Source organism: Rhizobacter sp. P5_C2, from assembly GCF_054049715.1.
Genome location: NZ_JBFULV010000039.1, coordinates 47,260 through 57,798 on the forward strand (window position 1 = coordinate 47,260; position 10,539 = coordinate 57,798).

Here is a 10,539-nt window from a genome sequence, read left to right on the forward strand (position 1 = left end):
GGCACTGCCATGCTGAGCTCGATCCGATCCCGCCTCGCCACTCCGCTGGCCATCGTGGCGCTGCTGCTGTCCCCGCTGGTCCACGCCGATGAGGCGCAGATCCGCAAGAACCTCGCCGAGCGCCTGACCAACCTGCCGAAGATCGACGAGGTCGGCAAGACGCCGATCCCGGGCATCTACGAAGTGCGCATGGGCACCGAGATCCTCTACACCGACGAGCAGGGCAACTACCTGATCGAGGGCGCGCTGATCGACACCAAGGCGCGCACCAACCTGACCGAGGCGCGCATCAACAAGCTGACCGCGATCGACTTCGCGACATTGCCGCTGAAGGACGCGATGGTCTGGAAGAACGGCACCGGCGCGCGCCGCATCGCCGTCTTCGCCGACCCGAACTGCGGCTACTGCCGCCGCTTCGAGGCCGACCTGCAGAAGATCAAGGACGTCACCGTCTACACCTTCCTGTACCCGATCCTCGGCGGTGATTCGCCGCAGAAGTCGCGCGACATCTGGTGCTCGAAGGAGCCGAGCAAGACCTGGCTCGGCTGGATGCTGCGCAGCGAGCAGCCGCCGCGTTCGATGGGCAACTGCGAGACGCCGTTCGATCGCAACCTCGCGATGGGCAAGAAATACCGCATCAACGGCACGCCGGCGCTGGTGTTCGCTGACGGCACGCGCTTCCCCGGCGCGATGCCGCTCGACCAGATCGAGAAGCAACTGATCGCGAGCACCAACCCCACCGCCACCACAACCATCGCCAAGTGACCTCGTCGATTTCCCACCGCATCGAGATCGCCGATGCCCACGCGCACCAGTTCCGCGTCACGCTCACCGTACCGCAGCCGGCGTCGCAGCAGCGGCTGAGCCTGCCGGCGTGGATTCCCGGCAGCTACCTGGTGCGCGAGTTCGCGCGCCACCTCTCGCAGCTGCAGGCGCGCCAGGGCTCGCGCGAGATCGCGCTGCAGCAGCTGGACAAGGCCACCTGGCTGGCCGCCTGCGACGGCCGCGGCGCGCTGACCGTCAGCTACCTCGTCTACGCATTCGACACCTCGGTGCGCACCGCCTTCCTCGATGCGCGGCGCGGTTTCTTCAACGGCACCAGCGTGTTCCTGCGGGTCGAAGGGCGCGAGGCCGAGCCGCAGGCCGTCGAGATGCGCGGGCTGCCGAAGGGCTGGCGTGTCGGCACCGCGCTGCCGGCGGTCAAGACCGATGCACGCGGCCAGGGGCTGTACCGGGCGGCCGACTACGACGAGCTGGTCGACCACCCGGTCGAGCTGGGCGATTTCTGGCGCGGCGAGTTCAAGGCGGCCGGCGTGCCGCACGAGTTCATCGTGGCCGGCGCGCTGCCCGACTTCGACGGCGAACGCCTGCTCGCCGATGCGCGCCGCATCTGCGAGGCCGAGATCGCGTTCTGGCACGGCCGCAAGAAGCCGCACTTCAAGCGCTACGTGTTCATGCTGAACGCGGTGGACGACGGCTACGGTGGCCTGGAGCACCGCGCCAGCACCGCGCTGATCGCCGCGCGGCGCGACCTGCCGCAGCGCACGCCGGCCGACGCGAAGGCGCCGGCCCCGGTGAAAACCGACGCGCGTGCCGAGCTGAGCGAGGGCTACGTCACGCTGCTCGGCCTGATCAGCCACGAGTATTTCCACACCTGGAACGTCAAGCGCCTGCGGCCGGCCGAGTTCGCCCGCTACGACTACACGCAGGAGAACTACACCGAGCTGCTGTGGTTCTTCGAGGGCTTCACCTCGTACTACGACGACCTGCTGCTGCTGCGTGCCGGCCTGATCGACGAGGCGCGCTACCTGAAGTTGCTGGCCAAGACGGTGACCGGCGTGCTGGCCGCGCCGGGCCGCCAGGTGCAGAGCGTCGCGCAATCGAGCTTCGATGCCTGGGTCAAGTACTACCGCGGCGACGAGAACACGCCGAACGCGACGATCAGCTACTACACCAAGGGCTCACTGGTCGCGCTGGCGCTCGACCTGACGCTGCGCACGCGCGGCCAGGGCACGCTCGACGACGTGATGCGCGGCCTGTGGGCCCGCAGCGACGGCGGGCCGATCTCGCAGGACGACATCGCGGCCGTGCTGCACGAGGTGGGCGGCCGCTCGATGGCGAAGGAACTGCAGGCCTGGGTGCACGGCACCGGCGACCTGCCGCTGAAGGAGTTGCTCCAGCGCGCCGGCGTCAGCTGGACGCAGCAGGCGCCGACGCTGGCGCAGCGGCTGGGCCTGCGGGTGTCGGAGAGCGCGCTGACCGGCATCAAGGTGAGCCACGTGCTGCGTGGCGGTGCGGCCGAAGCGGCCGGGCTGGCGGCCGGTGACGAGCTGCTGGGCGTCGACGACTGGCGCCTGCGCCGGCTCGACGAGCTGCTGCGCCTGCTGCCGGAAGACGGTAGCGCGACGCTGCTGGTGTCGCGCGACCAGCGCCTGCTGCACCTGCCGCTCGTGGCGGCCGCGGCCGCCGACAGCGGTGCGGTCGCGCTGTCCCCCGCACCGGCGCTCGCCGACAACCCCGCCGCCACCGCCGCGCAGTTCCTGCGGCAGGCATGGATGCGCGGCTGACCGGACGCTTGCGCGCGACGCCCCGACGCCGCGCGGCGCTGCTGGCGCTGGTGCTCGGCGTGCTGGGGGTRCACGGCTGCGTGACGCGCCACCTGGCCGATCGCATGGGCGAGTTCTCGGTGGCGCCGATGCCGCAGCGCCTGCAGGTCGCGTATGTGCGCGAGCTGCAGCCGACGGTGCCGTTGGCGATCGCGGCCGTGTCCAAACCACCGCCGCCGCCGAAGCGGGTGGCGCGCGCGGCCGTCGCGTCGCCTGAGGCCGTGCTGCCCGCCGAAGCGGCTGCGTCGGCGGTGCCGGCCGAGCCCGCGGCGTCCGAACCGGTTCCCGACGTCGTCGTCGCCGCAGCTGAACCCGCCGCTTCGGCACCCGATGCCGCGGCCTCCGCGCCGCCGCCCGAGCCATCGCCGGTCGCCGTCGACAGCGCGGCGTCCGCCCCGGCCGCGTTCGAATGGCCCGGCTCGACCCGCCTCAGCTACGTGCTGACCGGCAACTTCCGCGGCCACGTCGACGGCGAGGCGCAGGTCGAATGGATCCGCGACGGCAACCGCTACCAGGTGAACGTCGACGTGATCATCGGGCTGTCGTTCGCGCCGACCGCGTCGCGCCGGCTGAGCAGCGAAGGCCAGCTGACCGCCGACGGCCTGTACCCGACGCGCTACGACCAGCTGACGCACGTGATGCTGCGCGACGACCAGCGCGTCGCGATGCAGCTGCTGCCCGATGCGGTGGTGCTTGCCAACGGGCAGCGCCGCATCCGCTGGCCGGGCGTGCAGGACACCGCGAGCCAGTTCGTGCAGCTGACCTGGCTGTTCACGACGCAGCCGCAGAAGCTGCGCACCGGCGAGAGCGTCGAGATCCCGCTGGCGCTGCCGTACCGCGTCGAGCCGTGGACCTACGACGTGCTGGAGGAGGAGACGCTGTACACCCCCTTCGGCGAGGTGCAGGCCTTCCGCGTGAAGCCGCGCCGGCAGCCGCGCGGCGGCGACCTGATCCCCGAGATGTGGATCGCGCCGAGCATGCGCTACCTGCCGCTGCGCATCCGCATCCACCAGGACGCCGACACCTGGGTCGACCTGATGATCAAGCGCAAGCCGGAGCTGGCCGCGTCGTGAGCGCGCTCTGGCGGCGAGACGTGCCTACACTCGATCCATCATCCCCGGAACACCACAGAGAAGGAGACAAGATGAGCTACGAATGCATTCTCACCGACGTCCAGGGCAGCGGCCCGCTGCGCATCGGCGTCGTCACGCTGAGCCGGCCGAAGCAGCTGAACGCGTTGAACGACACGCTGATGAACGAGCTGGGCACGGCGCTGAAGGCCTTCGACGCCGACGAGTCGATCGGCTGCATGGTGGTCACCGGCAGCGAGAAGGCTTTCGCGGCCGGCGCCGACATCGGCGCGATGGCGGGCTGGAACTTCATGGATGTCTACAAGAGCGACTACATCACGCGCAACTGGGAGACCATCCGCAGCGTGCGCAAGCCGGTGATCGCGGCGGTCAGCGGCTTCGCGCTGGGCGGCGGCTGCGAACTCGCGATGATGTGCGATTTCATCATCGCGGCCGACACCGCGAAGTTCGGCCAGCCCGAGATCAAGCTCGGCATCATTCCCGGCGCCGGCGGCACGCAGCGGCTGCCGCGGGCGATCGGCAAGGCGAAGGCGATGGACATGGTGCTGACCGGCCGCATGATGGACGCCGCCGAGGCCGAGCGCGCGGGCCTGGTGTCGCGCGTGGTGCCGGCGGCCGAGCTGCTGAGCGTGACGCTGGCGGCGGCGCAGGCGATCTGCGAGTTCGGCGGGCCGAGCGTGATGATGGCCAAGGAGGCGGTGAACCGCGCTTACGAAGGCCCGTTGTCCGAGGGCATCCAGTTCGAGCGCCGCATGTTCCATGCGCTGTTCGCGACCGAGGACCAGAAGGAAGGCATGGACGCGTTCGTCAACAAGCGCAAGGCGGTGTTCAAGCATCGGTAGTTCTGGCGCGGAAGGCGCGTGCGGGGAGGCTGTGGCTCGCCGGCCGGTGCGGTCATCGCCCCTCTCGGGGCGAAGACTTCCCTCCGCTGACTGGTTTCATGGCCCGTCGCCGAAACTCCCGCCACTCACTTCGTTCGTTGTGGTCAAACAGTCGGCGACAGTCAGTTCACGATCGCGCTGCGCGCGGGGCCAAGAAACCAGCCAGCTCCCGCCCCGTCCCTATTGGCGCTCCACAGCCTCCCCGCACGCGCCTTCCGCCACCACCGCTCTTGGGGGAGGTGACAAGCGAACAAGTGGGTGTTGATCCCGGATGCCAATCCGGGTCAGTGGTTGCTGTACACGAGCAGCCGGCCTTTGTACGCCGCATGGGTCGCATCCGCCACCTGYTGCAGCCGTTCTTCCTGCAGCGCGAACCCCATCGCTGCCATCTGCTTGCTGAACTTGGCGCGGTTGCCGCGGTTCGGATCGACGATCCAGACCTCGGCGCGCGCGCCGACGTGGCGGCCGATGAAGCCGGCGAGCAGGCCGCCGTCATCGCGCTCGTACAGGATGTCGCTGCCGATCACCAGGTCGAAGCGGCCGCTGATCGTCTGCTCGGCCTGCGGCACTGGCGGCAGCAGGTCGTCGGCGGATTCGGACCACTGCCCGTGCCGGTAGGCCATCGGCAGCAGGCCGTTGAGCCGCAGGTTCTCGGCGAGGAAGCCGGCGGTGAGCGGATGGCAGTCGCTCGCGGTCACGTCGCTGCCGCGGCGATGGCTGACCAGACTCGCGAGCGCGAGGCCGCAGCCGATCTCGAGGATGCGTTCGTGCGGCACCATCGTGCGCGCCGCCATGCGCGCCGCGAGCTGCAGGCCCGAGGGCCACAGCAACCCGAACAGCGGCCAGGCCGCCGACGAGATGCCCTGCCGCAGCGCGAGGTCGTGGGGATCGGAGAACTGCTGGCGGTCCAGCAACGAGCGAATCTGCAGGTCGGCAACGCCGTCGATGGCGATGTGCTCGTGTTTGACCAGATATCCAGGCATCGCGCAGTGTAGATGCCGGCGAACAACCCCGTGCAGGTCTCAGCGTGGCAGGAAAGCCTGGCGAAGAATCGCGCCTGTCCTGTCGTCGATCTCGATCAGCACGTTCATGCCAAGCGATTCATGGTTGGACATGACCTGCCAGCGAGGTTTCTCGAACCACGGTCGGTACTTGCGAACGCTGACCGGATCGAGAAACGCCCAGCCTCGCTCGGTTGCAAGCTGGCGAGCGACGCTCAACGCTTCGTCGCTCGTCACGGGGCGGTCAACCCTCTTTCCGCAGCGACGGGAACAGGATCACGTCGCGGATGCTCGGGCTGTCGGTGATCAGCATCATCAGCCGGTCGATGCCGATGCCGCAGCCGCCGGTCGGGGGCATGCCGTACTCCAGCGCGCGGATGAAATCGGCATCGTAGAACATCGCCTCCTCGTCGCCGGCCTCCTTGTTGGCCGCCTGCGCGTGGAAGCGCGCCGCCTGGTCCTCGGCATCGTTCAGCTCCGAGAAGCCGTTCGCGTACTCGCGGCCGGTCATGAAGAGCTCGAAGCGCTCGGCCACGCCGGGGTTGGCGTCCGAGGCGCGGGCCAGCGGCGACACCTCGACCGGGTAGTCGATGATGAAGGTCGGGTGCCACAGCTTCTCTTCGACCGCGGCCTCGAACAGGCCGAACTGCAGCTCGGGCAACTTCCAGTGCGCCGGCGCTTCGTCGCCCAGCGCCTTCAGCTTCGCGCGCAGCACCTCGGCGTCGCCGGCTTCGGCCTCGCTCAGGCCGGCATGAACCACCAGCGAATCGCGCACCGTCAGCCGCGTGAACGGCTTGTCGAGGTCGACCGGCTTGCCGGCGTAGCTCAAGCTGGCCGAGCCGGTCGCCTGGCGCGCGGCGTGGCGCAGCACCTGCTCGGTGAAGTCCATCACGTCATGGTGGTTCCACCAGGCCGCATAGAACTCCATCATCGTGAACTCGGGGTTGTGGCGCACCGAGATGCCTTCGTTGCGGAAGTTGCGGTTCACCTCGAACACCCGCTCGAAGCCGCCGACCACCAGCCGCTTCAGGTACAGCTCGGGCGCGATGCGCAGGAACATCTCCTGGTCGAGCGCGTTGTGGTGCGTGACGAAGGGCTTGGCGTTCGCGCCGCCCGGGATCGGGTGCAGCATCGGCGTCTCGACCTCCATGAAGCCGTGCTCGAGCATGAAGTGCCGGATCGAGCCGAGCGCCTTGCTGCGCGCGACGAAGCGCTTGCGCGCCTCTTCGTCGGTGATCAGGTCGACATACCGCTGGCGGTACTTCTGCTCCTGGTCGGCCATGCCGTGGAACTTGTCCGGCAGCGGGCGCAGGCTCTTGGTCAGCAGGCGCAGCGTGGTCACGCGCACCGACAGCTCGCCGGTCTTGGTGCGGAACAGCGTGCCCTCGGCGCCGAGGATGTCGCCCAGGTCCCAGTGCTTGAACGCGGCGTAGACCTCGTCGCCCAGCGCGTCCTTCGTGACGAACAGCTGCAGCCGGCCGGTCGAATCCTGCAGCGTCGCGAAGCTGGCCTTGCCCATCATCCGCTTGAGCATCATCCGCCCGCCCAGGCTGACGACGATGCCCTGCGGCTCCAGCTCCTCGTTCGGCAGCTCGCCGTACTTGCGGACCAGGTCGAGCGCATGGTGCTTCGGCTTGAAGTCGTTCGGGAACGCGACGCCCTGCTGGCGGATCGCGGACAGCTTCTCGCGGCGTTCGGCGATCAGCTTGTTTTCGTCGTCGGGCGGCTGGGGCGGGGTGGTCTGGGTCATTGTGGGGGCTCTGGAAATGCGCCGCAATTTTAGGCGGACGGCCCGGGATTCCCCCGCCGGGGCGCCCCTGGCCGAATAAAATCGCCCGTTTGCCCCGCCGGGCACCTGCCTTCGAGACCCCATGCCGACACCCTCCATCATCCGTGACCGCAAGCTGCGCCTGGCGCTGGTGGGCTGCGGGCGCATCGCCCAGAACCACTTCGCCGCGCTGAAGCAGCATGCCGACCGCGCCGAATGGGTGGCGGTCTGCGACAACCAGCCCGAGCTGCTGGCCAAGGCGGTCGCGCTGACCGGCGCCCAGGGCTTTGCATCGCTCGACGCGCTGCTGGCGGGCAGCGATGCCGACCTGGTGGTGCTGGCCACGCCCAGCGGCCTGCACCCGCGCCAGGCGATCAAGGTCGCGCAGGCCGGCCGCCACGTGCTCAGCGAGAAGCCGATGGCCACCAAGTGGGACGAGGGCGTCGCGATGGTGCGGGCCTGCCGGGATGCCGGCGTCAAGCTGTTCGTCGTCAAGCAGAACCGGCTCAATGCGACGCTGCAGCTGGTCAAGCGCGCGGTCGACCAGGGCCGCTTCGGCAAGCTGGCGATGGTGGCCGTCAACGTGTTCTGGACCCGGCCGCAGGCCTACTACGACGCCGCGCCGTGGCGCGGCCGCTGGGACATGGACGGCGGCGCCTTCATGAACCAGGCCAGCCACTACGTCGACATGGTCGACTGGCTGGTCGGCCCGGTCGACAACGTGCACGCCTACACCGCAACGCTGTCGCGCAACATCGAGGCCGAAGACACCGGCGTGATGAGCCTGCGGCTGCGCAACGGCGCGCTGGCGTCGATCAACGTGACGATGCTGACGCACAACAAGAACTTCGAAGGCAGCATCACGCTGCTCGGCGAGCGCGGCACGGTGCGGGTCGGCGGCGTCGCCGTCAACAAGATCGAGCACTGGGAATTCGACACGCCGCACGAGGACGACGCCAAGGTGGCCGACGCGAGCTACGGCATCACCTCGGTCTACGGCCCCGGCCACCCGCTGTACTACGACAACGTGATCAACACGCTGCGCGGCGAGGCGCATGCCGAGGTCGACGGCTACGAGGGCCTGCGCTCGCTCGAGGTGCTGATCGCCGGCTACCGCTCGGCACGCGACGGCGTGCGGGTCGGCTTGCCGCTGGTGTTTTGATGATTCACTCCTCCGCCATCGTCGACGAGGGTGCCCAGCTCGGCGCCGGCACCCGCGTCTGGCACTTCGCCCATGTGTGCGCCGGCGCCCGCATCGGCGACGGCTGCTCGCTGGGCCAGGGCGTCTACGTCGGCAACGACGTGCGCATCGGCCACAACGTGAAGATCCAGAACAACGTGTCGGTCTACGACGCGGTGACGCTCGAGGACGACGTGTTCTGCGGCCCGAGCATGGTCTTCACCAACGTCTACAACCCGCGCTCGGCGGTCACGCGCAAGAACGAATACCGCCGCACGCTGGTGCGCCAGGGCGCGACGCTGGGTGCCAACTGCACCATCGTCTGCGGGCACACGGTGGGCCGCTACGCGTTCATCGGCGCCGGCGCGGTGGTCCACCGCGACGTGCCGGATTTCGCGCTGATGGTCGGGGTGCCGGCGCGCCAGGCCGGCTGGATGAGCCGGCACGGCGAGCGGCTCGCCCTGCCGTTGAGCGGCGACGGCGAAGCCGCCTGCCCCGCCACCGGCGAGCGTTACGTGCTGCGCAACGGCGTGTGCCAACCTGCAGAGGAAGTCCAGGCATGAGCAACCCCAAGCTCGATTTCGTCGACCTGAAGGCGCAGTACGCCGCGCTGAAGGGCCCGATCGCCGAGCGCATGCAGCGCGTGCTCGACCACGGCCAGTACATCATGGGGCCCGAGGTCGCCGAGCTCGAGGAGCGTCTCGCCACGTACACCGGCGCGCGCCACTGCATCACGGTGGCCAGCGGCACCGAGGCGCTGCTGATCGCGCTGATGGCGCTCGACCTGAAGCCGGGCGACGAGGTCGTCACGACGGCGTTCACCTTCGCGGCCACCGCCGAGATGATCGTGCTGCTCGGCGGCGTGCCGGTGTTCGTCGACATCGAGCCCGACACCTGCAACATCGACGTCTCGCAGATCGAGGCGAAGATCACGCCGCGCACCCGCGCGATCATGCCGGTGAGCCTGTACGGCCAGGCGGCCGACATGGACGAGATCAACGCGATCGCGCAGCGCCACGGCCTGCCGGTGATCGAAGACGCGGCGCAGAGCTTCGGGGCCGACTACGCAGGCCACGATGGCAAGTCGCGCAAGAGCTGCAACCTGAGCACCTTCGGCTGCACCAGCTTTTTCCCGAGCAAGCCGCTCGGCTGCTACGGCGACGGCGGCGCGATCTTCACCAGCGACGACCGCCTCGCGCAGGCCTGCCGCGAGATCCGCGTTCACGGCCAGAGCGCCCGCTACACGCACACCCGCGTCGGCGTCGGCGGCCGCATGGACACGCTGCAGTGCGCGGTGGTGCTGGCCAAGCTCGAGCGCTTCGACTGGGAGATCGAGCGTCGCCTCGCGATCGGCGCGCGCTACAACGCGCTGCTGGCTGGCCGGCTGCCGGTGGTCGCGCAGCGGCCCGGCCGCTCCAGCGTCTTCGCGCAGTACACCGTGTTCGTCGACGACCGCCCGGCGGTGCAGGCATCCCTCACCGCGCAAGGCATCCCGACCGCCGTGCACTACCCGCGGCCGGTGCACCGCCAGCCGGCCTACGCGGCCCATGCGCCGTCCGGCGGCTGCCCGCAGGCGGACCAGGTCGCCGAGCGCTGCCTCAGCCTGCCGATGAGCGCCGACCTCAGCGCTGCCGACCAGGACCGCGTGATCGCCGCGTTGGCCGTCGCTGCGCGCCGCTGACGGCATGGCCGACGCGCCGCTGCCTTCGCCGACGCGCGGCCTGCTGCGGGCGAGCCTGACGCTGGCCGCCGGCGGCGCGCTGGCGCAGGCCTTGCCGCTGCTGCTCGGCCCGTTGCTGACGCGGCTGTTCGCGCCGGCCGAGTTCGGCCACTACCACCTGTTCGCCGCGGTCGCCGCCAACCTCGGCGTCGTGGCCTGCGGCCGCTATGAATTCGCGCTGCCGATGGCGGCCGACGACGGCGAGGCCGATGCACTGCGCCGGGTCGCGCTGCGGCTGCTGGCCGGCACGACCGCACTCGCTGCGCTGGGGGCCGCCGGCTGGGCGCTGGCC

The 10,539-nt window shown here is 69.7% G+C and carries 10 protein-coding genes and 1 pseudogene; 8 read left to right on the top strand and 3 right to left on the bottom strand.

Translation table 11 applies throughout. From position 1 onward, the window contains the following. Positions 1-9: 9 nt before the first annotated feature. From ACXJLU_RS16380 to ACXJLU_RS16395, 4 genes are all read left to right on the top strand, one after another. A complete protein-coding gene (locus ACXJLU_RS16380; protein WP_457332687.1) occupies positions 10-765 on the top strand; it encodes a DsbC family protein in 756 nt (251 codons plus the stop codon). After that, complete coding sequence (locus tag ACXJLU_RS16385) at positions 762-2,567, top strand: M61 family metallopeptidase (RefSeq protein ID WP_457332689.1); 1,806 nt, start codon at positions 762-764, stop codon at positions 2,565-2,567. The genes ACXJLU_RS16380 and ACXJLU_RS16385 overlap by 4 nt, the downstream gene beginning before the upstream one ends. Next, positions 2,552-3,679, top strand: coding sequence for a DUF3108 domain-containing protein (locus ACXJLU_RS16390; RefSeq protein ID WP_457332691.1), 1,128 nt, complete (start codon positions 2,552-2,554; stop codon positions 3,677-3,679). Before ACXJLU_RS16385 ends, ACXJLU_RS16390 begins: the two co-directional genes overlap by 16 nt. A gap of 71 nt (positions 3,680-3,750) precedes the next feature. Next, on the top strand, positions 3,751-4,539 hold the full coding sequence (locus ACXJLU_RS16395) for an enoyl-CoA hydratase (protein WP_457332693.1): 789 nt from the start codon (positions 3,751-3,753) through the stop codon (positions 4,537-4,539). Positions 4,540-4,862: 323 nt separating this feature from the next. On the opposite strand, the gene ACXJLU_RS16400 is transcribed toward ACXJLU_RS16395, so the two are convergent. From ACXJLU_RS16400 to lysS, 3 genes are read right to left on the bottom strand one after another with little or no spacing between them, the layout of a single operon-like run. After that, a complete protein-coding gene (locus ACXJLU_RS16400; RefSeq protein ID WP_457332695.1) occupies positions 4,863-5,561 on the bottom strand; it encodes a class I SAM-dependent methyltransferase in 699 nt (232 codons plus the stop codon). Between the two features lie 39 nt (positions 5,562-5,600). Then, positions 5,601-5,816: a hypothetical protein gene (locus ACXJLU_RS16405; protein WP_457332697.1), complete on the bottom strand. Its 216-nt coding sequence runs from the start codon at positions 5,814-5,816 to the stop codon at positions 5,601-5,603. 7 nt (positions 5,817-5,823) lie between these two features. Then, positions 5,824-7,329, bottom strand: a complete 1,506-nt coding sequence (lysS, locus tag ACXJLU_RS16410; protein WP_073462154.1) for a lysine--tRNA ligase — start codon at positions 7,327-7,329, stop codon at positions 5,824-5,826. A 121-nt stretch (positions 7,330-7,450) separates the two neighbouring features. Here lysS and ACXJLU_RS16415 point away from each other — a divergent pair, with 121 nt between their 5' ends. The 4 genes and pseudogenes from ACXJLU_RS16415 to ACXJLU_RS16430 form a co-directional block, all read left to right on the top strand. Beyond that, on the top strand, positions 7,451-8,509 hold the full coding sequence (locus ACXJLU_RS16415; protein ID WP_073462155.1) for a Gfo/Idh/MocA family protein: 1,059 nt from the start codon (positions 7,451-7,453) through the stop codon (positions 8,507-8,509). After that, positions 8,506-9,090, top strand: a complete 585-nt coding sequence (locus ACXJLU_RS16420; protein WP_073462156.1) for an acyltransferase — start codon at positions 8,506-8,508, stop codon at positions 9,088-9,090. Before ACXJLU_RS16415 ends, ACXJLU_RS16420 begins: the two co-directional genes overlap by 4 nt. Continuing rightward, a complete protein-coding gene (locus tag ACXJLU_RS16425) occupies positions 9,087-10,208 on the top strand; it encodes a DegT/DnrJ/EryC1/StrS family aminotransferase (protein ID WP_457332700.1) in 1,122 nt (373 codons plus the stop codon). Before ACXJLU_RS16420 ends, ACXJLU_RS16425 begins: the two co-directional genes overlap by 4 nt. Before the next feature lie 4 nt (positions 10,209-10,212). Continuing rightward, positions 10,213-10,539 (top strand): annotated as a pseudogene (locus ACXJLU_RS16430) (polysaccharide biosynthesis protein); the annotation flags it as partial.